The organism is Acinetobacter rathckeae (genome assembly GCF_015627125.1).
GTDB lineage: Bacteria > Pseudomonadota > Gammaproteobacteria > Pseudomonadales > Moraxellaceae > Acinetobacter > Acinetobacter rathckeae.
In genome coordinates this window covers 287,146-311,502 of sequence record NZ_VTDO01000002.1, presented here as the reverse complement: position 1 = coordinate 311,502, position 24,357 = coordinate 287,146, and the positions used below count along the sequence as shown (strand labels likewise).

Genomic DNA, 24,357 nt, shown 5'->3' with positions numbered 1-24,357 from the left:
CTAGATAACAATAAAAAGCCTCCGACATTGCGGAGGCTTTTTTAGATCGCTTTACATTAAGCAGTCATTGTGTTTACTGCGTTTACAATCGCTTCAACAGTAATACCAAAGTGCTCAAACAGTGCTTTTGCAGGTGCAGACTCTCCATAGGTCGTCATACCAATCACTTGACCGTCTAAACCAACAAATTTCCACCAGTAATCTACATGCGCAGCTTCTACTGCAACACGTGCACGAATAGCCGCTGGCAATACTGCTTCACGGTATGCAACATCTTGCTTCATAAACTCTTCAGCACATGGCATAGATACCACACGCACACCCTCTAATTGAGCATATGCTTGCATTGCAAGATCAATCTCAGATCCTGTAGCAATAATAATGGCTTTTAACTCACCTTTTTCTTCAGCAAGCACGTAACCGCCTTTCGCAATATTTGCAATTTGCGCATCTGTACGTGTTTGGAATGCCAGATTTTGACGAGATAAAATCAGTGCAGATGGGCCATCTTTACGTACTAAAGACGACTTCCAAGCCACAGCTGTTTCTACTGTATCTGCAGGACGCCAAGTATTTAAGTTCGGCGTATTACGCAAAGATGCAATTTGTTCAATTGGTTGATGCGTTGGGCCATCTTCACCTAAACCAATCGAGTCATGGGTATACACATGAATCACACGTTGCTTCATTAATGCAGACATACGTACCGCATTACGTGCATATTCCATAAACATAAGGAACGTTGCAACATAAGGAACGAAACCACCGTGTAACGCAACACCATTTGCAATCGCGGTCATACCAAACTCACGTACACCGTAGTACACGTAATTACCCGCTGGATTATTTTGTACGCCTTCACAGCCTTTCCATAGGGTTAAGTTTGAACCTGCTAAGTCAGCAGAACCACCTAAAAACTCTGGTAATAATGGGCCAAACGCTTGTAGGGTATTTTGGCTTGCTTTACGCGTTGCAATGGTTTCTGCTTTTGCAGCCGTTTGTGCAATAAATTCGTCTGCTTGAGCAGCAAAAGTTGCAGGCAAATCACCATGTGTACGGCGTAATAACTCTGCAGCTTCAGTTGGGTATTGTGACTCATACTTTGCAAACAATGCATTCCATTGTAATTCAGACTGTTGGCCTTTTTCTTTAGCATCCCATGCGTCATAAATGTCTGCAGGTACTTCAAATGCAGGGGTATCCCAACCCAGTGCTTGGCGTGTCAATGTAATCTCATCTGCCCCAAGTGGTGCACCATGACTTGACTCTTTGCCTTGTTTGTTTGGTGAACCTAAACCAATTACTGTTTTACATACAATAAGTGTTGGTTTTGTGAGTTCTGCTTTTGCTTCAACTGTTGCTTTACGAATTGCATCATGGTCATGACCATCTACATGCAATACTTGCCAACCATATGCTTTAAAACGTTGATCTGTATCATCACTAAACCAGCCTTCTACTTCACCATCAATAGAAATACCGTTGTCATCGTAGTAAGCAATTAACTTGCCTAGGCCTAGCGTTCCAGCCAACGAGCATGCTTCGTGAGAAACACCTTCCATTAAACAACCATCACCTAAAAACACATACGTGAAATGGTTTACGACATCAAAGTTTTCTTTATTAAATTGTGCAGCAAGGGTTTTTTCTGCCAAAGCAAAACCAACCGCATTAGCAATACCCTGACCTAACGGGCCTGTCGTCGTTTCAATACCTGGTGCATAGCCCAATTCTGGGTGACCTGGTGTTTTAGAGTGTAGTTGTCTAAATTGTTTAAGGTCATTTAGAGATAAGTCATAACCTGTTAAATGAAGCAGTGCGTATTGCAACATTGACCCATGACCATTAGAAAGGACAAAACGGTCACGGTTCAACCACTGTGGATTCGTTGGGTTGTGGTTTAAAAACTCACGCCACACCACATCAGCAATATCTGCCATCCCCATTGGTGCACCAGGATGCCCTGAGTTCGCTTGTTGAACAGCATCCATTGCTAATACACGAATCGCATTGGCAATACGACGTTCATTTAAAGGGGTTGTCATAGATCAGATCCAAGAATAAATGCTAAAGAAAGTGAATAGATATTCAAGCTGTGCATATTGTCTTAAAAAAATGCGACGGGGTAAAGACTCTAGGCTACAATTTATGCAGCAAAAACTATTCTAATGTTAGAAAAGCGCCAATATGCTTGTTTTTTAATCAAAAATATTCTCAAAGTTACATCTTCACAACAGGACTATGTCATGACGCAACCAATTCTTAAACATCTATTAACAGCAAAATTATTCATTCTTGCTAATATTATGATGTGTTTCATATATTTAAGGTATAACAATGAACGTTAAAAATACAGTTTTAGTCGGAACGCTTTGCTCTATTGCAAGTTTGAGCACATTTGCAAACGCTACTGAAACAGCCACCAACAGTAATGGCGTTGTGCAAACAATTTCACAAGACTACCAAGATGTTAAAAAATCTGCGACCACACGTGCAGAAGACCTCAAAGGTGATGCAAAACACGCATGGCAAAAAGCTGAGCAAAAAACCAGTGCAGCTGGAAGTAGCATTAGAACCGACTCAGGCAAAGCTGATACAACAGTAAAGGATAAATATACTGAAGCAAAAGACGCAACCAAACGTACTTTTGAGAAAAGTAAACATACCGTGGAAAAAAAAGCTGAACAAGGGAAACACTATACATCTGAAAAGTGGGATAAAACCAAAAACTACACAGGCGAAAAGTGGGACAAAACCAAAGACTACACTAAAGAAAAAACAGCTCAAGCAGGTCAAACTGTGAAAAAAGATGCTCATGCCGTAGCAGAAAAAACAGGTGAAGTAAAAAAAGACATTGGCACTAAAGTAGATCACTTAAAACAGGCGGTTATTAACTAAACACCTATCACCGCAAAAGCCCATCTTAGTCTAAGATGGGCTTTTTTTGATTTAAATACTGAATAAAACTAAAAGAATTCTCTCTTTGCAAGAATTTTATTCAATTAGCGTAACTGCCCCTAGTGATTCTATCCAACTCAATGTAAAATGTTGGGTCTTTAAAAAATTACTGTTATAGGGCTTTCATGCGCGAGTACGCTGTTTTTACTTCGGAATCTGTAAGCGAAGGTCATCCAGATAAAATGGCCGACCAAATTAGTGATGCAATTCTAGATGCAATTTTAAAAGAAGACCCTCATGGTCGGGTTGCCTGTGAAACTTTAGTAAAAACAGGGGCTGTTGTACTTGCTGGTGAAGTCACGACCACGGCGAACATTGATATCGAAACCATTGTTCGTAAAACGGTTAATGATATTGGTTACAACCATTCAGATTTAGGCTTTGATGGCTCTACATGTGCTGTCATTAATATGATGGGTAAACAATCTCCTGAAATTGCTCAGGGTGTTGACCGCCAAAATGCAGAAGACCAAGGTGCAGGCGACCAAGGACTCATGTTTGGTTACGCAAGCCGTGAAACTGACGTACTTATGCCCGCTCCCGTGTCTTATGCACACCGTTTAATGGAGCGTCAAGCAACGCTACGTCGCAACGGTACATTGGCATGGTTGCGTCCAGATGCAAAAAGCCAAGTGACTTTTGCCTATGAAAATGGCCGTCCTGTTCGTTTAGATGCTGTAGTACTGTCTACACAACATGACCCAGATATCTCTCAAGAGCAACTAAAAGAAGCTGTGATTGAAGAAATCATTAAACCTGTCATTCCATCAGATATGTTCCATTCGAGCACCAAGTTTCACATTAACCCTACAGGGAAATTTGTGATTGGTGGCCCTGTAGGTGACTGTGGTTTAACAGGCCGTAAAATTATTGTTGATACTTACGGTGGTATGGCTCGTCACGGTGGTGGTGCTTTCTCTGGTAAAGACCCGTCAAAAGTAGACCGTTCGGCAGCATATGCAGGTCGTTATGTTGCTAAAAATGTAGTTGCAGCAGGCCTTGCAGAAAAATGTGAAATTCAAGTCAGTTATGCGATCGGAGTTGCAGAACCAACATCGATTTCAATTAATACATTTGGCACAGCTAAAGTCGATGAAGCTTTAATCATTGCTTTAATTCGTGAGCATTTTGATTTAAGACCATACGGCATTACACGTATGCTTGATCTCATTCAGCCAATGTACCAACAAACTGCGACCTATGGCCACTTCGGCCGTGATGGTTCAGACCATGCATTTACTTGGGAAAAAACCGACAAAATGCAAGCACTACGCGATGCAAGTGGCTTATAATCACCTAGCATAATAAAAAACCCACATGATGTGGGTTTTTTTAATTCAAACAAAAAGGCAAATTAACCATGTTAATTAATCAAGGCAAATTCCGAGAAAGAGCCAACCGTAGCAAAGGTTATAAAGGTTCTGAAAATCATGTAGCGAAGCTCACAAGTCACGTTTATGACAAAGCAGAAAAACAAGTACCTTTAAATAATGAACATACACCTCAAGTGAAACCTAAATAATGGTATAAATCACAGATCATTAACCCATATAATGACCTGCACAGTAAGATTATTTTTACGCTAAAAAATATATGACATCTACGGCGTTGAATAAGGGATTATCTTTACCCCCTCATAAAGCAGATTAAATACGAAGCAACAGACAGTCGCCTTACTTGTTCAATCTCTTAAGCTCAACAGTTAATGTGTAATATTGAAGGCTTTACTCAAATGAAGATATAGCTAAAACTATTTCACATCTTTCATGTTAATTTTTTTCACATCAGGGTTCACTTCAGTCGCTTCCCCATCAATAATTTGAGCACCATTTTTTCCACGTGATGAATTTTGTTGCCCTTGACCTTGCATTTGTTTCATTAGATCTTCAAATGGATTTGCACCACCTGTTGCACCCCCCATCATACCGCCCATCATTTTATCCATCATGGCTTGCTGACGTTTTGCCATTGCACCCATTAATGCAGACACCACCATTTTTTGTACAGGAGGTAGTAAAATAAGTAATGCAATGAGATCTGAAATTAGCCCAGGAATAATAAGTAAAACACCTGCAATTGCCATAGCAACTTTACGTGATACATTGGCATCTAAAGCCATCTGCCCAGTCATTTGCATTTGTTGTAATTGAGGCATAATGGTTGCGGTACTTGAACGTAGTAACTTAAAGCCAATTAGTGCGGCAAAGATAAACCAAAAAAACACATACCAACCGCTAATGAACTGAGCAACACCAATCCATACTGCAATTTCTAAAATTGCACCAATAACAACCATAAAAACGATGTTCATGAAATTTTGCTTACCTTTTAACACTCAAATAAAGTCATATAAAGTTGCCGAAATACACAACACGACACTTATATCTCAATGAATAAGATAAGGGCTTTTTATAAAAATTAAAGTCAATTTAAATATAAATTAAACAAATAGCATGCTGTATTGGCATAATCTTGATTAAAACGTTCTATACTTCCTGCATAACTCTACAAAATACTTTTATTATGTCTTTAATTATTGGGATTGATCCAGGTTCTCGCCTCACAGGTTACGGTATTATTGAACGTCAAGGCAGTGAGCTTAAATTTATTGATGCAGGTACAATCCGAACAGAAACACAAGAAATCCCTGAAAGGCTAAAAAGAATTTTTGCAGGCATAGAACGTATTGTTAAATTTCATGGGCCAACGGAAGCCGCTGTAGAACAAGTGTTTATGGCACAAAACCCAGACTCTGCTCTAAAACTTGGTCAAGCACGTGGTGCAGCCATTGCAGCACTGGTGAATTTAGATTTACAAGTAGCCGAATACACCGCAAGACAAATTAAACAGTCTGTTGTTGGTTATGGTGCTGCAGACAAAGAACAAGTTCAAATGATGGTCATGCGGATATTAAAACTCAGTATTAAACCACAGTCCGATGCAGCCGATGCATTAGCTGCGGCCATTTGCCATGCTCATGCATCTGGTAGCATGAGCAAAATGGCTGTGCTGAATGCCCTTGGTGGTATGGCACGAGGGCGTAGTCGTACTAGCTCTAGACGCAGATAAATGCTCTAACAACAGCAAACTTACAAATCATAAGAAGTTTGGAGTATTTTGCCTAATCACAACAGATTATTTTCGGTATGATGACACTATAAAATTACACTGCAACTGATGTGGAATACAAAATGACTGTAAGAAATGATTGGAGCCGTGAGGAAATCCAAAAACTTTATGATCAACCCTTTTTAGATCTTGTTTTTGAAGCCCAACGTATTCATCGTGAAAACTTCGAAGCAAACAGCATTCAAGTGAGTACACTCCTTTCAATTAAGACAGGTCGTTGTCCTGAGGATTGTAAATATTGCTCACAATCATCTCGCTATGATTCTAAATTAGAAGCTGAAAAACGTATTGCAGTTGAAAAAGTGATTACCGAAGCAAAAGCAGCGAAAGAAGCTGGCTCTTCTCGCTTTTGTATGGGTGCCGCTTGGCGTAACCCACATGAAAGAGATATGCCTTATGTATTAGAAATGGTAAAAGAAGTAAAATCTTTAGGCCTAGAAACTTGCATGACTTTGGGTATGCTGAATCAATCACAAGCGGAACGCTTAAAAACTGCAGGCTTAGATTACTACAACCACAATCTAGATACTTCTCGTGAGTACTACAGTAATATTATTACAACCCGTACTTTTGATGACCGCTTAGATACACTTGACCACGTAAGAAGTGTTGGTATGAAAGTCTGTAGCGGTGGTATTGTTGGGCTTGGTGAAGGTAAACAAGACCGTATCGGTTTATTGCATGAACTTGCTACCTTACCAATACACCCAGAGTCTGTACCTATCAACATGCTTGTACCCATTGAAGGCACACCACTTGCCAATGTAGATAAGCTCGACACTACAGAATGGATTAAAACTATTGCTGTAGCACGTATTATTATGCCGAAAAGCTATATACGCCTTTCTGCAGGCCGTGAAGCACTGAGTGACTCAGATCAAGCATTGGCCTTTATGGCAGGTGCAAACTCACTGTTTTCAGGTGAAAAATTGCTGACCACACCAAATGCAGGTGAAGGTCAAGATAAACAACTCTTTGCTAAGCTTGGACTCACCCCTGAAAAACCAAAACCTAGTGTTGCAGAACTTTCAGTTGATGCTATGGCAATCTCAGCTTAAAACATAAAACAAAATAAAGCCACGGCAGATGACCGTGGCTTTTTTATTTATTATTTTGTTGCATTTAATCAAAAGTAAATCATTCAAGGACTACACTGAAATATTAAATAAAAACAGTATAGGCATACAAAAATGCACCACAAAAAAGTATTAGGCACACTCACGACAGCAATGATGCTGATTGGATCATGCCAGACTTATGCAAATAGTACAGAGCAATATCAATTAGAACAGGTTGTCACTTTAGTTCGCCACGGCATTCGCCCACAAACCAATACTGAAGCACTCAATCAAGCCACTGGAAAAACATGGCCAACATGGTCAGTACCCGATGGTCACCTGACTGCACGAGGTTATGCAGGTATTGTAAACCAAGCACAATATCAAATTGGTTTGTGGCAACAACAAGGGTTAGCATTCACACAAACACAGCCCTGTGAAACACAGCAAAACCAGCTTTTTATTTGGGCAGCACCAGATGAGCGAACGCAAAAAACAGCTCAAGCTTTTGCGACAGGGATAAATCCGCAATGCCATTTTAGTGTTAATGTCAGTAAATATGACCAAGACCCTTTATTTGATGCATTAAAAATGGGAAGTGCAGAAAGTGTATTTAAAGAGATTAAACAACAATTTAAACAGAAAATAGTGAGCCAAGATCAAGTTCAAGCACGCTACCACAATGCAGGCCAAAGCTTAAAAAGTGCTGTATGTGCTCCAGACAGTTGCCAATTTTTAAGTGAGCCATGGAAATTAAAACTGAGTCAAAAGGGCCAACCTAAACTCAGTGGTCCTGCAAGTGAAGGAGCAAATATTGGTGAAACCATTCGCCTACAGTACAGTGAAAACTTCCCACTCGATCAAGTGGCTTTTGGCCATGTGCATAATGCCAATGATGTAAAAAACCTCATGCAATTGCATCAAGCAAAATATGTTTATCTCAATGAAATTATGCCCTACGCCCAAATGGGAGGATCTATTTTATATCAACAAATACTCAAAGCCCTTTCAACCACACAGACCTCAAGCCCCTTACACCGACCTTTGGTTGTATTTGTAGGTCATGACACCAATATCTCTGAAATAAAAACACTGCTTGGTTTCCATTGGCAACTACCACAATACTTAGCAGATGATATTCCACCAGGTGGTAGTTTAACGTTTAGTAAATATAAAGAGCTTAAAACCAACAAACAGTTTGTGAAAATAGATTTTAGTGCCAGAACCCTAGACCAATGGCGACAACTCACTCCACTTTCAAGTCAACAGCCCCTACCACAGGCAACACTCCAGTACAATTACTGTAAACCAACGCCCGTAGGTACACTGTGCCCACTCGAACAATTTTTACATGATGCACAAAAAAATATTGTGCCAATGGCAATAAAACAACCATTATTTGAATAATCAGTATTTTTCTGGGTCATGAATTGTATACAATTCATGACAGCTTTTCGTTATAGATAAATACGGTAATACAATGCAAAAAACTTGGTCTGACCTTGATCACTACATCGAATCTCACCTGATTCCTCAAGATGAAAAACTACAACGAGTCATAGACAATACAGACCAACGTGGTTTATCTAATCATCTTGCAGTTGCCCCAAACCAAGGCATGTTATTGCAAATGCTCATCCAAATGAACAAGGCTAAACGTGTGCTAGAAATTGGTACATTTGCCGCCTACAGTACGCTTTGGCTGGCTCGTGCATTACCTGAAGATGGCTACTTACTGACCATTGAAGGAAGAGATAGTCACGCAGCTGTTGCACAAGAAAATATTAACAATGCACAAATGAATGTCAATATTGAACTACGCATTGGCATGGCAGCAGAGGTACTAAATGCTTTGCCTAAAGACACTGCACCATTTGACTTTATATTTATTGATGCAGATAAAGGGAGCTACCCTATTTACTTAGAACTGGCACTTCAGTTTAGTCACTCTGGTAGTATTATTGTATTAGATAATGTCATTCGTGCAGGTGATATTATTGACCCTACAAATCATAAACCGAGTATTACAGGTATTCGAGACATGTTTGTAGCATTAAAAGAACACCCTAAATTGCTCTCTTGTACAGCATTACAAACTGTAGGTAGTAAAGGACACGATGGTTTAGCAATTGCTATTGTTAAATAAAACAAAAAATAGACACTTTATATTTTATCTTTAGAAACATATAGTTAATTATATATAAAAACATTATCCATAAAGTTATCCACATCTTTTGCGGATAACTTTATGGTACACATTATTTTGCCACAATTAACGGTACAGTAATCTCACGATATACTTTTGTCGTGATACTACCTAAGAAAAATTGCTGAATACGACTTTGGCTAAATGCACCTAAAATCACAAACTGAATACCATGCTCTCGTTGGTAATCAATAATTCCTTGTGCAACGTCACCATGACGATGCTCTACCACCACATCAAAACCACGCTCTTTTAAGTACGCTTGTGGCTCTTCCAATACTTCAGGATAATCACCAACATATAATAAATGGCATTGCAAATGCTTGAATAAATCACTTTCCGCAATACTATGCATCATTTTCGTACAAACATCAGAATATTCATATGCAAAAATAAAACGAGTAGGTGGCTTAAAGTGTTCACTTACCGTCATGACTGTACATTTGGCACCACGAATAAAGTTTTCAACATTACCGCCTAAATCTTTATTTTTCTCAGCAGCACTGTCACCTACTTTACCAATCAAAGCAATATCATCTTCTTGTAAAGCACCTAAACTTTGCTCTAAAAAATCACCTTTTTCTTGCACAATAGAAACACTTAACCCATGCTTCTCTTCTATTTGCTGTTTAATATGTTTCAATAAATTATTACTATAATCTAATGCAAGACTACTTTGTTTTTGCTCTAACTCAGCCAGCTCTTTCAGTAGCATAGCATTACTTTCAAAACCGATTACACCACTAATCTCGCCTAAATGATAACTAGATGGGTAATAATCTAAAACCTGTAATAACACAAGCTCACGATGCGTTGTTTTTGCAATCCACGCCGCAGCTTCAGCAATTGCATTAACACATGGTGATGAGTCAATACACGCAATAACACGTTTCATTTTTGCCTCTCTTACGAGTTTGTTCTATACGTAATCATTATTTCAACTTAACACAAGTGGATACCCGTGCAACTGTTTTATTCTAATTACAGGCACAAATTCGTTCATTTATGTATCAATTGTCACGAAATTTTATCAATTTAGCCGGATTTCCCGCAACTACAGCATAAGGCTCTACATTTTTTGTGACCATACTGTGCATACCCACTACAGCATGATCCCCTATTTTTACGCCATCTCTAACGCCTACATGTGCCCCTAACCAAACATCTTGACCTACTTCTATGCCTTTAGATGTCACAGGTTGTTGATAAATGGCTGTGTCCTTTTCTATGCCATGATTAAATGCATACAAATGAGTATAAGCGGCAAGTCTTGCTTGGTCATGTAAGACAATTCCCGCCCGACCACCATCTAAAATACAATGGTGATTAATGGCCACTTCGTTACCAATGGTTAATGGGCCATGTAGTACGCTATCTGCAGCAATAAACGTATTATCACCTATTGTTATTTTTCGCCCACGTTCTGCAAAAATATGAGCCAATGGCGAAATAAAAACATTCTCGCCAATTTCAATGGTTTCCATATCCATTAAATACGCTTGGTATTCTTTTTGCCACGCTACTGCCCACTGTTTATGCTTATCTTTAAGTCGCCAATATAACCATGGCATATAGTTTAAACGATGCTTATGCTGTTCTCTATATTTAAGCAGTGGATCAGTCATCATCCAGTCCTTTGAGCTCTTCTCTGCCACGGGTTACATCTTGAATTTTTTGTGCAAGGGTATCTTTTTGGTGTATTTGTATTTTCGCAGTAATACTTACGCCATCTGCTGTATATTCTTCCGTAAATGTAATGTCTTGTTGTACTAACTCGTACTGTAAAATAGGCCATTCACTAAAATTACAATCAAAAAAAACATCTACTTTTTCTATCAGTTCTACTTTTTCTACCAAAAGTAATGCTTTTCCTGCTGTTCCACCATAGGCTCGTACCAAACCACCTGTACCTAGTTTAATGCCACCATACCACCGATTGACTAAGACTAAAACGTTGGTCAACTCGTTGCCTTCAATGGTCGCTAAAATAGGACGCCCTGCCGTACCTGATGGCTCACCATCATCATTAAACCTTACATTATGACCAATTTTCCATGCCCAGCACTGATGTGTCGTCGAGATATCCTTATAGTCATCTAAAACCATTTTCACATCTTCTTCTGTTTCAACAGGAATCGCAAATGCTTGAAAACGGCTTTTCTTTACGTCTTCTTCATAAGCAACTGTTTTTAGAATCGTAAATGGCATACTCACTCATTACATTGAATTTTAAATAATTATAACGTTTTATAACCTGAATCTAAATACAATTAAATTGACTCAAAAAGTAATACTCAAGATTAATTTAGGCTATAGCCATATAATAAGCACCTTATAAACCATTCATTCAACCTGCGGAATACATCATGCACCTACCACACGGTATTTACCAACACTATAAAGGTCAAAAGTATCAGGTCATCGGCACAGCCAAGCACAGCGAAACCCAAGAGCAACTGGTCGTATATCAGTGCCTCTACGGTGATTTTTCGCTATGGGTCAGACCTTTAACCATGTTTACAGAACACGTGACTTTAGCTAACGGAGAGAATGTGGCTCGTTTTCAGCTTATTGAGGTAAATTATTAGGTTTATCTAACTCAGTCATTGGCCAACGCGGGGTTGTTGTGACCACCAAACTATCACACGCCCCCTCTTTTAAACGTTGATAACCAGCAAAAGCAATCATTGCACCATTATCTGTACATAAAGCAGGCTCTGCATAATAAACTTGTGCTTTAATTTTTGGCAAAGCCTGTTCTAGCTGTTCACGTAAGCGTATGTTTGCACTCACACCACCTGCAATCACTAAACGCTTTAACCCTGTTTGTTTTAAAGCATTGACTGACTTCTTCACTAAAGTATCTACAATGGCTTCTTGAAAAGAGGCTGCAATATCAGCATCTCTATTTTCATCGCCAAGTTTTTTAAGTTGCACTGAAACCGCAGTTTTTAAGCCACTAAATGAAAAAACTAAGCCTTTATGCAACATTGGACGTGGAAAATCAAATGCCTGAGCATTCCCTTGTAAAGCAAGTTTTGCAATATTTGGCCCACCTGGATAAGGGAGATTCATCATTTTTGCAACTTTATCGAAGGCTTCACCTGCCGCATCATCAATAGATTCCCCGAGCATTTCATAATCGCCAATACCATAGGCTGCCATGAGTTGGGTATGACCACCTGAAACCAATAACGCCACAAAAGGAAACTCTGGTGGTGTTTCAGACAACAGCGGTGCAAGCATGTGGCCTTCCATATGATGTACACCAATTGCAGGTTTATTTAATGCAAATGCCAAAGTGCGACCAAATAGAGCCCCTGTCATGAGTGCACCCATTAAACCCGGGCCTCGTGTATATGCCACTGCATCAATGTGCTGCTTTTGAATATTGGCTTGCTTTAACAAACTGTCTAGCAATGGCACCATTTTTCGAACGTGGTCACGAGAAGCAAGTTCTGGTACAACACCACCATACTCTGCATGCAGTTGCATTTGTGTATAAAGCACTTGACCAAGCAAGCCTTTTTCACTGTCATACAGTGCAAGTCCAGTTTCATCACAAGATGTTTCCAAGCCTAAAACAATCATTTATACGCCTATTTTTCACATTCAATTCACAGCAAAGCTATTATAGGCTTGTAGTATGAGATGTAAATGAGTAAAATACCGCACTTCACTTGTTTTCTAGTGCATACCGTACTAGATTTTATCCATAATATTGAGGATTCTTCATGCCACAAGTTAAATTGAAAGAAGGCGAACCAGTTGACGTAGCAATCCGTCGTTTCAAACGTTCTTGCGAAAAAGCTGGTGTTTTAGCAGATGTTCGTAAACGTGAATTCTATGAGAAACCAACTCAAGAACGTAAGCGTAAAAAAGCAGCTGCTGTTAAACGCTACCAAAAGAAATTGACTCGCGAATCTGTACGTACTACTCGTCTTTACTAATTAATTTGTGACTGAGGTTGCTTGTATGAATAACTTAAAAAGCCAAATTACTGACGCATTGAAAAGTGCCATGCGCGCTAAAGAAATGTCGACATTGACTGTTATTCGTAGCTTACAAGCAGCTATTAAACAAATTGAAGTTGATGAACGCATAGAACTTGATGAAAGTCGAGTACTTGCAATTGTCGAAAAGCAAGTTAAACAACGTAAAGAGTCAGTAAAAGCTTTTGCTGTTGCTGGCCGTGACGATTTAGCTAGTAAAGAGCAAGCCGAAATTGAGATTTTATCTCAATTTCTACCAGTTGCTATGACTGAGGAAGAGCTTGATTCTATCATTGCAAAGATTATTTCTGAGCAAGAAGCTACTAGCATGAAAGATATGGGTAAGGTGATGAATTCTCTACGTCCGATCATAGCCGGACGTGCCGACCCTTCTATTGCTTCTGCTAAAATTAAGGCACAGCTTAACGCTTAATTTAAAGCACTTTTTAGCTATTCAATACTTTTTATACTTTCCCACAGTGCTCTTTTTTGTGTAGGGTTTTTCATTAATTCTGCAATACTTTGCATTTTATATGTAATATCTATATTTACTGCCGTTGGTAAGTTTCCAAGTAAAATCACCTGTTGTTGTGGTGATACGCTGTCAATAAACCCCTTCACATAACTATTTATATAATCACTTTGCTGAAAACCTGCCAAGTCTATTGGCCAACGTAACTGTGTTATGGTTGCACCTAAAGCAGATACCAAGTTTTCAACAAACAATACCTCTTCTGCCAATAGTTGCGTATGATCAAACAACACACTACACTGATCTGTGACCAATAAAGCTAAAGTAAATGGCAATACCTGCTGTATAACTTTTTCAGCTTCTAGTTGTGCTAAAGGCGTTTCTGCAGGGGCTATAGTTTGATTTTTTACAACGGCAGGCGTAATAGACTCTGCTGTTACGGCCTCTATATTGTGCTTTGACCCAATATGACGTGATGGTTTATCTATAACTAAATTCTGTACCACTTGCTGTGGTGGCTCTTCATCAAGATCAAACGATTCACTGACCTGATCACGCCAGAATTGTGTTGCAACAAAAACTTGAGCTTGCGTATCTTTGGCAACCCATACATCAACCCCCATACTTTGTAATAGGTGTCGCTGTTGCTGTGACATCAGATCATTCATAAACAATGGAATTTATCTCTTGGGCCTGCTATTTTAGCATTTCACAGATATAGATGAACTACATTATCATTATATTATTATGATTTAATACCCGATCAACCATCACATGACTTTTAAAACCGAATCTCCAATATAACAGTTCAAGTACATCAAGTTCTTCCTGTGTAATTACACGGTCATTCCATAAACATTGCTCTGCAATATACAAAAACTTTAGTCGATCTCTCAATAGAAGTCCTCCCATGTGATGAAGGATTAATCCCAAATCGACATGATGCTGATTTATTGTTAGATCTTCGCCAATCAATTGCATAAGTATATCTGTACGACGTTTTTTTTGACTGTCTTGCCCAAGGTGCTGAACATGCAATAGTGCATCAACCAATATTGCTAGCTCTGTTGAAATGTTGTCACTGGATGTTGGCATATGTACAGGCAAAAGATTTAGTTTAGCCTTTACCTTTTCTAATAATAAAATATCAAGTAGCCCAATATAACTATCACTTTGAATAATGTCTGCCAACCGTGTTAGAAACTTACGTGCCATACTCAAAGGCATTGTTGTCAGTTGCTCACAAGCATCTAAAAAAATTTGTACATGTAAACGATGATCTATATGTTGTAATGCTTCAATAATTGCATGGCTCACCGTTGCTGTTGCTGTTGCTGGAATAAATGCTTTATGCTGTCGAATCATTAAAATGGCAACTAAAACTTCTCGTACACCCGTAGCAGTTTGTAATGCACGCATAACCACTTGGGGCTTTTCTATATTTTTTCGTATTGCTGGATTTAGTGTATAAACATGCTCATGCTCAGCACATCGGTCATTAGCAAGTCTTAGCTGAGGTAAAGGCTTAGGCGCAGACCACAAAATATGTGTTGTGCCAAATTCTTCATACTCAAAAGGCCTAAATAACTTAAATGAGGTTAAATGTGTTAATTTTTTGAGCTTTTCTTGTTGCAGCTCTTTAAGTAAATGTGGTGATAAACGATAAATACGGCTTTTAATACTCGGATGAGTATTAAGCCAACTTTGCGGGCTTAAAGAGTTTGCAAAGCACATATGCGCAATCGACTCTGAGTATGAACTATGTATTTGAGAGCCTGCGTGGTGTACATAAATTCTAAGCAGTGTTTGCAAATTGGTATCGCTATGCAATAAAGCTTGGGTCTGTATGTCATTTTTAAATGTTCGACCAGACAGCGTAAAGTACTTCACTAATCTCGAAATCAGAAGCCCTAAACTTCCCATCAACCAAATCATTCCGCCAACAGCAATAAGTACTGTTTCAAACTTATATCGTTGTTGTTTGATGTCTGAACGGAATCCCCGACGTGCAATTTCACTTCCCAATTGATTAAAGGTAATCAGTGCACTAAATAAAATTTTTAAGCGAATATTTTGTTGTGCTTCACCCGTAATAATTTGGTTAAAGGTATAACTTAATAAACCATGTAGCTCTAATTCATCTAAGTTTTGTAATGCACCCCAAGTTAAAATAATCACTGTATCGGTATCGTCTGCCCCTGCTGTTAATGCATTCACCCCGACCTCATTCGGTAAAATATAAACTGAAGGGACGACAATATGAAACTGTTCGGCTAATGTTTCTGTAATTTGTACCGCAACTAACTCTTCAGGTGTACATTCCGAAATATCTAGATACCGAGCATTCATTTGCCGTGCTAGCGAATGCCCGCCTTTTCTAAAAATGTATATTTCGTAGACTAAAGATGCAAGCATGATCGAAATCACACACATTAAAAAGGTTTGGCTATAGCGATTCCACCAAATTGATTGTGTTTGGTCTAAGTAATATACAATTAAGCCAAATGAAAAGTTTAAAATTGCCAATGTAAGTACAATAGCAAATAAACAGATAATCATTGCAATAAACAGATTCTTTTTATGCATGGCTGCTGTTCTATGCTGTGTCAATGTTAACCATTCCTAGATTAAGATTATTCCATATACATACACTTTTGATCATAAGCAAAACAATTTAAACGACCAATCAGTTTTCTCTTACGATGTGCTACAACTCATTTTTTGTTTTTATACAGTGCATCATTAATTCACAATATCATGAATCAGTCATTTTTATATGAAAACACTCAATCATAAAGCAAATAAAAAGTGGGATATACCCACTTTTTATTTATCTCTTAGGCTTCTGTAATTCCTGTCAGATCGACCGATGCAGCATCAATATTGACATCAATATAACTGTCTTTTTTCTTGGCTTTATCTGAACGGCTTTGCTCTAGGTGGTCTAGATATACTGTATCGATATCACCTGTCACATATTTTCCATCAAAGACTGAACAGTCAAAGTCTGTCACTTGTGGTACTTTCGGGATACGTATAGCATCTTTTAATTCTTCTAAGTCTTGGAAGATTAAACGATCTGCACCAATTAATGCTCTAATTTCTTCAACGCTACGCTCAGATGCAATCAACTCATTTTTTGCTGGCATATCAATACCATACACATTTGGATATTTCACCATAGGTGCAGCAGAAGCAAAGAATACTTTTTTAGCACCTGAGTCTCGTGCCATTTGAATAATTTCATTACAAGTTGTACCACGTACAATCGAGTCATCAACGAGTAAAACATTTTTACCCTTGAATTCAAGCTCAACAGGGTTTAGCTTTTGACGTACAGATTTTTCACGTTGCTGTTGCCCTGGCATAATAAAGGTACGGCCAATATAGCGGTTTTTCATAAAGCCCTCTCGGAACTTCACCCCTAAAACATTGGCTAACTCTAAAGCAGATGTACGACTAGTATCTGGAATAGGAATCACAACATCTATACCGTGCTCTTCACCCCATTCTTTTAAAATACGGGAAGCAAGTTTTTCACCCATTTTCAAACGTGCTTTATAGACAGAAATACCATCAATAATCGCATCTGGACGGGCAAAATAAACATATTCAAAAATACATGGGAAATATTGTGGGTTTGTCGCACATTGCTTGCTAAACAAGTTTCCAGCTTCATCAATATAAATGGCTTCACCAGGTTCAATATCACGTTCGACTTTAAAACCAAGTGCAGTAATTGCCACCGACTCTGATGCAATAATGTATTCTTTTTGCCCACTTTCTAGTTCACGTGAGCCATAAATAAGTGGACGAATACCATTTGGATCACGAAAACCAACCAAGCCTTGACCTGTAATCATAGCCAATACACCATATGCACCACGACAACGCTGATGTACACGATGCACTGCGTAAAAAATATCTTCTGGTGTTGGGTGCAATGTTCTTAGCTTTTGTAACTCATGTGCAAAGACATTCAGTAACACTTCTGAGTCAGAGTCCGTGTTCATATGACGTAAGTCTGTTTCGAACAGATCTTGTCTAATGTCATCTGCGTTGGTTAAATTACCATTATGTGCCAACGTAATACCATACGGTGAGTTCACATAAAATGGTTGGGCTTCTGCACTGCTTGACGAGCCTGCTGTAGGGTAACGAACATGGCCTATACCATAGTTACCTTGCAAAGCTCGCATATGGCGTGTATGAAAGACATCACGCACTAAACCATTGTCTTTTCTAAGAAATAGACGACCATCTTTGCAAGTGACTATGCCCGCAGCATCTTGTCCACGATGTTGTAACATCGTCAAAGCGTCAAACAATAATTGGTTTACCGGTGATTTTCCAGCGATCCCAACAACTCCACACATAGCAACCTCGCAATCAAGCTTGGATTAATTAAAAGGGTTTTCTGTAGCATGTCCAGATGAGCTTCTTTTCAATGAAGTCTCTGAACTCACAGGTGAGACATTTGGTGTCTCTGTTTTATGAAAGTGCTCTATTGCTTCTTGCGCAACATCTTTTGTCACACCAGTAGCAAGTGGAGCATATGGCAATAACATGTGTACAATTTTCGACTGCTTCCAATTTTCTGCAGTCTGTACCCAAGGTTGTATGCCTTGCATAGTAATCAGTATGACTAAAACAGTTTTTAGGACACCCAATATACCGCCAGCAAAACGGTTTAGTGGGCCTAAGTTTAAACTGACAAAAATTTTATTGATAATGGCAGAAACCAGCCATGTTAACGCTACAACCATTAAAACTAAAGTAGCAAATGCAACAATTTTTTGCACAACAACATCATGACTTAAGCCTGACATCATCGGAGCAAGATCACTTGCATATTTTGCACCAACAAATAGTGCAAAAAACCAGCCCACTAAGTTCGCCAAGGCCTGAATCAATCCTTGTCGCAAACCACTTACTCCTCCTAACAACACGAGCACCACAATAATAATATCTAAGCTGTTCATGTATATTAGGTCATCGCATGAATACTATCTTGTACAAGTTTTGGCCCTGTATAAATCAGTCCTGTATAAATTTGTACCAATTGTGCACCTGCATTTTGTTTCGCCAATGCTTGATCGCCCGTTAAAATGCCACCAACACCAATCAATGGAATATCTTGCTTTAAACGTTCTGCAAATTGTTTTAAACAGCTCGTACTTTTTTCAAACACAGGTTGACCAGATAGTCCACCCGCTTCATCTGCACATGCTAGGTTTTCAACACCCTCTCGTGAGAGCGTAGTATTGGTCACAATCAAGCCATCAATATTGTATTGAAGTAAAGCAGATGCAATAAAATCGATGTCTTCAGTGGTTAAGTCTGGTGCAACTTTTAACACCAGTGGTACATAGTGTTGGTATTCTTCAGCAAGCTCAAGTTGGCGTGCTTTTAAGGTTGAAAGTAATAATGTTAACGCATCACCACTTTGTAAACTTCTTAAATTCTTTGTGTTTGGTGATGAGATATTCACCGTAACATAAGAAGCATAATGATAAACTTTTTCTAAGCAATATAAGTAGTCATCAACTGCATTCTCTACAGGTGTATCTGCATTTTTACCAATATTAATACCAAGCACACCTGTATATTTTGCAGCTTTTACGTTTTCAACCAGCTGATCTACACCGTCATTATTAAAGCCCATACGGTTAATAATAGCGTGTGCCTGAGGAATTCTAAATAAGCGAGGTTTGGGATTTCCGCTTTGTGGTCTTGGTGTTACTGTACCAATTTCAATAAACCCAAAGCCAAGTGCGACAAGTGCATCAATATGTGCACCATTTTTATCTAACCCTGCGGCTAAACCAACAGGGTTGGCAAACTCAATACCCATACATGTGACAGGTTTTTGAATCGTTTTCGCTTTAAGTAAGCCTAAGCGATATGCACGATCTAACCAAGATAATGTCAACTCATGTGCACGCTCTGGTGACAAAGAAAATAACAGAGGTCGAGCGAGTGAATACATCATATGCAATCAATTTCATTGGCTTTAACTTGGTGTATTATAGGGCATTTAACTTTATAAATACTATGCTTTATGCGTTATTATTTTTCATAAAACTGTCATACTCTCTGTAATCTATTATTTATCTTGAGGAATAAAACCACCTTTTAATTCCGACAATCCTTTAGCAATCACCGCTTGATCATATATACGAGCTTCAGCAAGTGAAAATGAGTGAAAACTCTGTGCCAACAAAAGTTCTTCTATATGTGCCACAACATTCATATGACACACCACGACCACATTTTCAAAATCTAAATAAGACAGCCACTCTACAGCAACCTCAGCATCATCATCAGGTTTGATATGATCACACAACATAACAGGAATGTTTGGGTACTGTTGTTGTATATGTTTAAGGGTCTGCTGTGCTCTAAGTAGTGGACTCACAACAAACAAATCAGGTTGCGCAACTTTTTGTTTGATATACTGTGCAGTCTGCTCAGCTTGCTCATGACCTCTTGGTGTGAGTGGTCGAATGGTATCATTACCATCAACACCAGCAGGATGTGCTTCACCATGACGAACCAACGTAAGTTGCATTTTTCACACTCCAAATTATTTAAATAGCATATTCTCTTGATGTGGTAAAACAAATTCAACATCACTACGATGCCCATTTTTCATAAGTGACAATGCCATATTTAGTGCAGGAGCCTGTTCGAAAATCACTTCATATAATGCATTGGTAATTGGCATATAAACATCTAACTCAATGGCTCGCTTACGCACTTGTATGACTGTATTGATTCCCTCTGCAGTCTGTCCAAGTGCTTTTGTAGCTTCTTCAAGCATTTGTCCTTTTCCAAGTGCAAAACCCACTTGGTAATTGCGACTCAGTGCACTATTGCAGGTGGCAAACAAATCACCAACACCCGAAAGCCCTAGAAATGTAAGTGGATTTGCACCCAGCTTTACAGCAAAGCGACTCATTTCTGCAAGTGCTCGGGTCAAAATCATACTACGGGTGTTTTCACCAATGTTATAAGCTGCAGCCATACCCATAGCAATAGCATAGATATTTTTAAGTGCCCCACCAAGCTCTACACCATAGACATCGTCACTTGCAAAAACACGAAAAACTGCACTATGTAGTGATGTTTGCACAGCATGTCGCACCAAGTCTGATTGACTTGCTACCACTGTACCTGTTGGCATGCCTGCGACAATTTCTTTGGCTAAGTTTGGGCCAGAAATCACGCCATAAGGCACTTGTGGTAATTCTTGTTGAATAATTTCACTCATAAAACAAAAACTATCGGGTTCAATACCTTTGGTCAAAGAAATGACAGCTTGTGCAGTAATAAATGGTTTTATCTGCTTCAGAATTGCACGAAATGAATGACTAGGAATTGCCACCAAAATCAAATCACAACCTAAAACAGATTCTTCTAATGATGCAGAAACCTTCAATGTCGCATCGAGCTCAAAATCAGGTAGGTATTTTTTATTAATACGTGTTTGAGTAATTTCAGCTACAACATCCGCATTACGAATCCACAGTGTAGTATCACAACCATTTTTTGCAGCCATATTGGCCATTGCCGTACCAAAACTTCCACCACCCAAAATAGCAAGTTTTAGTTGGTTTTGATGACTTTGTGTTTTGCTCACAGCTTCAGAGAATACTTGTTCTATCATGTTTAAGTTACTTCGCTTCTAAATCTGCATCACTCTGCCATGCAGAAATATGACCATCTACATTATGGTCTGTGCGTTGTTGTAATGCTTTATCTGCTGTACCAATATAAATAATACCAGAGATATAATCACGCTCTTGTAAGCCAAGTGCTTTTTTTAAGGTACTTGATTCTACAACTGCGCCTGTACGCCAAATGGTTGAGAAACCTTGTGACTGCAGGGACAATAAAAAGTTTTGTACAGCAGCACCTGTACTTAAAATTTGTTCATAATGTGGCACTTTCGGGTGATCTGTTAAGGTGGTAAGTGCAAGTACTAAAAGTGGCGCTCGAAGCGGATGAGATCTCACACGCTCAACTTGTGTCGGATCTATACCATCAAAGTCTGCCATAGCATGTGATAGCAAGTTACCAAAAGCCTGACGCTTTTCTTCATCAATGACAACAAAACTGGTGGGCTTGAGGCGGTGATGATCTGGTGCTGTCAAAGCCGCTTGGAACGCACGCTCTAACTGTTGCTTATTCGGTGCAGGTTCACTCAAAAGCCCTACTGATTGGCGTTGAAGCATATTGTCATGTATTAAATCTACAGATGATAATGTCATAAGTGTCTCAATCAGTTTTGTTAAATTTTATTTAGGTTAGCATAATCTAAAAAAAATACGCCAGTATTATTACGCAGACCCAACATAGCGTAAATATGGTTTGTATTCAATTTCACCACCTAAAACAACACAAGCCCAGAATATGGACTTGTGTAAGTATGATTAGCAGTAGCCTTCTAAGCGTGTTAAGGGAAGTTTTTGCCCAATCGCTTTTTCAATATCTGGCAAGTAAAAGGCATCATCTTCAGATAAGAAACTAATACTTACCCCTTGTGTTCCTGCACGGCCTGTTCGACCAATGCGGTGTACGTAGTCATCTGACTGTTCAGGCAAAGTATAATTAATCACATGTGAAACACCATCGACATGTATACCACGGCCTGCAACATCGGTTGCTATCATAATATGATGTTTACCTGACTTAAACTGATCGAGCATTTTTAAGCGTTTGTCTTGTGAGATTTCACCCGACAGCATCACTACAGCATAGTTGTCTTTTTTCAGATGATCATAGATTTTACGGACTTGATCTCGTCTATTGGCAAAAATAACGACTTTTTCAATCGGTTCTTTCGACAAAATTTCTTTGAGTAGTTTGTATTTATCTTGTTTTGAAACCACATACACACGCTGCTCCACGTCTGCATTAGTCTTCTTTTCAGGCTCAATTTCAACCGTCACTGGCTCAAATAACCACTGCCTAGCCAAATTGAGGACATCATAACTAAAAGTTGCAGAAAACATCAGCGTTTGGCGTTGTTCTTTACGTGGTGCAAAGCGAATAATTCGCTTCACACTTGGAATAAATCCCATGTCTAACAAGCGGTCTGCTTCATCTATGACTAAAAACTCAATTTGATCTAACCAAATTTCTTTTTGCTCACTAAAGTCAATTAAGCGACCTGGCGTTGCGACAATAATGTCTACATGCTTTTGATCTAGCTGTTTTTTTTGCTTATCAAAATCGACACCACCCACCAAAGTTAAAACACTTAAGTCTGTGAATTTTGTCAGTTCTTTGGCATCTTGCTCAATTTGAATAGCAAGCTCTCTTGTTGGTGCTAAAATTAAAGCACGTGGTTCACCACGGTATCGTTGTTGTTGTATTGGATTATTCAACAAATCATTAATAATACTAATTAAAAAAGCGGCAGTCTTTCCTGTCCCTGTTTGTGCACGGCCAATGGCATCATGCCCTGCTAAAGTAAACTGAAGGACGCGTTGTTGTATGGGAGTCATAGATTTAAAACCGAGCGAGTCTATCGCCTGTTTTAACTGTGGGTGTAACTTAATGGTTTCAAAACCTGCTGCCATTCTAAATGAATCTCTAACTCAGTTTAATGAAACAGCATTATAAACAAAAACACCCCGAAGTGTTAACTATCGGGGTGTCATATTCAGCAATTTGCCAAATACTTAGTCTAAAGGCTGAACTTCTTCAGCTTGAAAACCTTTTTGACCTTGCACAACACTGAATTCAACGCGTTGGCCGTCACGTAGTGAACGGTGACCGTCGCCTTGAATAGCACGGAAGTGAACGAATACATCGTCGCCGCCATTGCGTTGAATAAAGCCGAAACCTTTAGTGTCGTTGAACCATTTAACTACGCCTTGTTCACGTACTGTCATAAGTTAATCCTCAGTGATATTGAAAAGGACCACCCGGTGTTGCAAACAGCAGAGTGAACAAGTGTTAAAAATTTTATTATTTCTAAGCTTGTGATCATTTCTGTAAAACTATCAACAAAATCCGGTTACATCCAAAAAATGTATTTATGGTGGGCTGTTATATTTAAGCTCCCCTTAATTACTATTCGAGAGTAACACGCTTAACTCGTAATTCATAGAATATTTTCAACAAATCTTTTATTGTTTTTATAAATAATCTGCTGAAATTCTGCTTATCATTTCAATTCTTTAAATATCACTTTTTAAACCCATATGTTTTTGCTAAAATAATCTGAATATTTGAAGTATTTACAGATTTTTATGACCTCACAACACGTACAAAATTTTGTCACTGTTGATGCAACGAATAAAACTTGCCCCTTGCCACTACTCATGCTCAAGCGTGCGATTAAAGACCATCCTCATCAACCTTTAAAACTGATTACCTCTGACCCCAATAGTGAAATAGATATCTTACGCTTTTGTCAGTTACGTAATATCCATTGCACTTTGATTAAAATATCTGAAGTCGAGTTTCACTTTTGTATTCAATTTAATACTCAAAATACTTGAACGCTCACCATTGATATACTTATTTACA

27 protein-coding genes are annotated in these 24,357 nt (G+C 38.8%); 11 read left to right on the top strand and 16 right to left on the bottom strand.

The genetic code is table 11. The features are described from left to right. Positions 1–56: 56 nt before the first annotated feature. Positions 57–2,045, bottom strand: a complete 1,989-nt coding sequence (gene tkt / locus I2F31_RS04950) for a transketolase (protein WP_195768420.1) — start codon at positions 2,043–2,045, stop codon at positions 57–59. A gap of 292 nt (positions 2,046–2,337) precedes the next feature. Between tkt and I2F31_RS04945 the strand changes: the two genes are divergently transcribed. The 3 genes from I2F31_RS04945 (at position 2,338) to I2F31_RS04935 (ending at position 4,480) form a co-directional block, all read left to right on the top strand. Then, complete coding sequence (locus I2F31_RS04945; protein WP_195773531.1) at positions 2,338–2,898, top strand: hypothetical protein; 561 nt, start codon at positions 2,338–2,340, stop codon at positions 2,896–2,898. Positions 2,899–3,083: 185 nt separating this feature from the next. Next, entirely contained in the window at positions 3,084–4,250 is a 1,167-nt protein-coding gene (gene metK, locus I2F31_RS04940) for a methionine adenosyltransferase (protein WP_195768418.1), read from the top strand. A 68-nt stretch (positions 4,251–4,318) separates the two neighbouring features. Continuing rightward, entirely contained in the window at positions 4,319–4,480 is a 162-nt protein-coding gene (locus I2F31_RS04935) for a hypothetical protein (RefSeq protein ID WP_195768417.1), read from the top strand. Between the two features lie 228 nt (positions 4,481–4,708). Here the strand turns inward: I2F31_RS04935 and I2F31_RS04930 are convergent, their stop codons facing one another. Next, the gene (locus tag I2F31_RS04930) at positions 4,709–5,269 is read right to left on the bottom strand and encodes an FxsA family protein (protein ID WP_195768416.1); all 561 of its coding nucleotides are present in this window, start codon (positions 5,267–5,269) and stop codon (positions 4,709–4,711) included. Positions 5,270–5,481: 212 nt separating this feature from the next. Between I2F31_RS04930 and ruvC the strand changes: the two genes are divergently transcribed. From ruvC to I2F31_RS04910, 4 genes are all read left to right on the top strand, one after another. Then, a complete protein-coding gene (ruvC, locus tag I2F31_RS04925) occupies positions 5,482–6,027 on the top strand; it encodes a crossover junction endodeoxyribonuclease RuvC (RefSeq protein ID WP_195768415.1) in 546 nt (181 codons plus the stop codon). A gap of 122 nt (positions 6,028–6,149) precedes the next feature. Beyond that, a complete protein-coding gene (bioB, locus tag I2F31_RS04920) occupies positions 6,150–7,145 on the top strand; it encodes a biotin synthase BioB (protein WP_195768414.1) in 996 nt (331 codons plus the stop codon). Positions 7,146–7,277: 132 nt separating this feature from the next. Continuing rightward, on the top strand, positions 7,278–8,552 hold the full coding sequence (locus I2F31_RS04915) for a histidine-type phosphatase (RefSeq protein WP_195768413.1): 1,275 nt from the start codon (positions 7,278–7,280) through the stop codon (positions 8,550–8,552). Positions 8,553–8,625: 73 nt separating this feature from the next. Beyond that, the gene (locus I2F31_RS04910; RefSeq protein ID WP_195768412.1) at positions 8,626–9,291 is read left to right on the top strand and encodes an O-methyltransferase; all 666 of its coding nucleotides are present in this window, start codon (positions 8,626–8,628) and stop codon (positions 9,289–9,291) included. A gap of 112 nt (positions 9,292–9,403) precedes the next feature. Here the strand turns inward: I2F31_RS04910 and I2F31_RS04905 are convergent, their stop codons facing one another. From I2F31_RS04905 to I2F31_RS04895, 3 genes are all read right to left on the bottom strand, one after another. Continuing rightward, positions 9,404–10,246, bottom strand: a complete 843-nt coding sequence (locus tag I2F31_RS04905) for a universal stress protein (RefSeq protein WP_195768411.1) — start codon at positions 10,244–10,246, stop codon at positions 9,404–9,406. A 115-nt stretch (positions 10,247–10,361) separates the two neighbouring features. After that, positions 10,362–10,979, bottom strand: a complete 618-nt coding sequence (locus I2F31_RS04900; protein ID WP_195768548.1) for an acyltransferase — start codon at positions 10,977–10,979, stop codon at positions 10,362–10,364. Then, positions 10,969–11,559 carry an IMPACT family protein gene (locus I2F31_RS04895; protein ID WP_195768410.1) on the bottom strand — a complete coding sequence of 197 codons (591 nt, stop codon included), beginning with the start codon at positions 11,557–11,559 and terminating at the stop codon, positions 10,969–10,971. The genes I2F31_RS04900 and I2F31_RS04895 overlap by 11 nt, the downstream gene beginning before the upstream one ends. A 158-nt stretch (positions 11,560–11,717) precedes the next feature. Here I2F31_RS04895 and I2F31_RS04890 point away from each other — a divergent pair, with 158 nt between their 5' ends. Next, positions 11,718–11,939, top strand: a complete 222-nt coding sequence (locus I2F31_RS04890; RefSeq protein ID WP_195768409.1) for a DUF1653 domain-containing protein — start codon at positions 11,718–11,720, stop codon at positions 11,937–11,939. Here I2F31_RS04890 and tsaD read toward each other — a convergent pair. Then, the gene (gene tsaD, locus I2F31_RS04885) at positions 11,920–12,942 is read right to left on the bottom strand and encodes a tRNA (adenosine(37)-N6)-threonylcarbamoyltransferase complex transferase subunit TsaD (RefSeq protein WP_195768408.1); all 1,023 of its coding nucleotides are present in this window, start codon (positions 12,940–12,942) and stop codon (positions 11,920–11,922) included. The genes I2F31_RS04890 and tsaD overlap by 20 nt on opposite strands. 143 nt (positions 12,943–13,085) lie before the next feature. Here tsaD and rpsU point away from each other — a divergent pair, with 143 nt between their 5' ends. Together rpsU and I2F31_RS04875 are read left to right on the top strand one after the other, a co-directional pair. Then, positions 13,086–13,301, top strand: a complete 216-nt coding sequence (gene rpsU / locus I2F31_RS04880; protein WP_004652785.1) for a 30S ribosomal protein S21 — start codon at positions 13,086–13,088, stop codon at positions 13,299–13,301. Positions 13,302–13,326: 25 nt separating this feature from the next. After that, on the top strand, positions 13,327–13,776 hold the full coding sequence (locus I2F31_RS04875) for a GatB/YqeY domain-containing protein (protein ID WP_195773530.1): 450 nt from the start codon (positions 13,327–13,329) through the stop codon (positions 13,774–13,776). Between the two features lie 17 nt (positions 13,777–13,793). Here I2F31_RS04875 and I2F31_RS04870 read toward each other — a convergent pair whose 3' ends face one another. The 10 genes from I2F31_RS04870 to I2F31_RS04825 form a co-directional block, all read right to left on the bottom strand. Continuing rightward, positions 13,794–14,471: a hypothetical protein gene (locus I2F31_RS04870; protein WP_195768406.1), complete on the bottom strand. Its 678-nt coding sequence runs from the start codon at positions 14,469–14,471 to the stop codon at positions 13,794–13,796. Positions 14,472–14,541: 70 nt separating this feature from the next. After that, positions 14,542–16,401 (bottom strand): M48 family metalloprotease, encoded by a 1,860-nt coding sequence (locus tag I2F31_RS04865; RefSeq protein ID WP_195773563.1) that lies wholly within the window; start codon positions 16,399–16,401, stop codon positions 14,542–14,544. A 251-nt stretch (positions 16,402–16,652) separates the two neighbouring features. Further along, positions 16,653–18,191, bottom strand: coding sequence for an amidophosphoribosyltransferase (purF, locus tag I2F31_RS04860; RefSeq protein ID WP_195773529.1), 1,539 nt, complete (start codon positions 18,189–18,191; stop codon positions 16,653–16,655). 24 nt (positions 18,192–18,215) lie between these two features. Then, entirely contained in the window at positions 18,216–18,797 is a 582-nt protein-coding gene (locus I2F31_RS04855; protein WP_195768404.1) for a CvpA family protein, read from the bottom strand. 5 nt (positions 18,798–18,802) lie between these two features. Beyond that, complete coding sequence (locus I2F31_RS04850) at positions 18,803–19,807, bottom strand: quinone-dependent dihydroorotate dehydrogenase (RefSeq protein ID WP_195768403.1); 1,005 nt, start codon at positions 19,805–19,807, stop codon at positions 18,803–18,805. 114 nt (positions 19,808–19,921) lie between these two features. After that, a complete protein-coding gene (locus I2F31_RS04845; RefSeq protein WP_195773528.1) occupies positions 19,922–20,386 on the bottom strand; it encodes a SixA phosphatase family protein in 465 nt (154 codons plus the stop codon). A 15-nt stretch (positions 20,387–20,401) separates the two neighbouring features. Continuing rightward, complete coding sequence (locus tag I2F31_RS04840; RefSeq protein WP_195768401.1) at positions 20,402–21,484, bottom strand: NAD(P)H-dependent glycerol-3-phosphate dehydrogenase; 1,083 nt, start codon at positions 21,482–21,484, stop codon at positions 20,402–20,404. A 7-nt stretch (positions 21,485–21,491) separates the two neighbouring features. Then, positions 21,492–22,088, bottom strand: a complete 597-nt coding sequence (locus tag I2F31_RS04835; protein ID WP_195768400.1) for a nitroreductase family protein — start codon at positions 22,086–22,088, stop codon at positions 21,492–21,494. A 162-nt stretch (positions 22,089–22,250) separates the two neighbouring features. Beyond that, a complete protein-coding gene (gene rhlB / locus I2F31_RS04830) occupies positions 22,251–23,402 on the bottom strand; it encodes an ATP-dependent RNA helicase RhlB (protein WP_195768399.1) in 1,152 nt (383 codons plus the stop codon). Positions 23,403–23,504: 102 nt separating this feature from the next. Continuing rightward, on the bottom strand, positions 23,505–23,717 hold the full coding sequence (locus tag I2F31_RS04825; protein ID WP_088822748.1) for a cold-shock protein: 213 nt from the start codon (positions 23,715–23,717) through the stop codon (positions 23,505–23,507). A 360-nt stretch (positions 23,718–24,077) separates the two neighbouring features. On the opposite strand from I2F31_RS04825, the gene I2F31_RS04820 reads away from it, so the two are divergent. Next, a complete protein-coding gene (locus I2F31_RS04820) occupies positions 24,078–24,329 on the top strand; it encodes a sulfurtransferase TusA family protein (RefSeq protein WP_195768398.1) in 252 nt (83 codons plus the stop codon). The last annotated feature ends 28 nt before the right edge of the window (positions 24,330–24,357 follow it).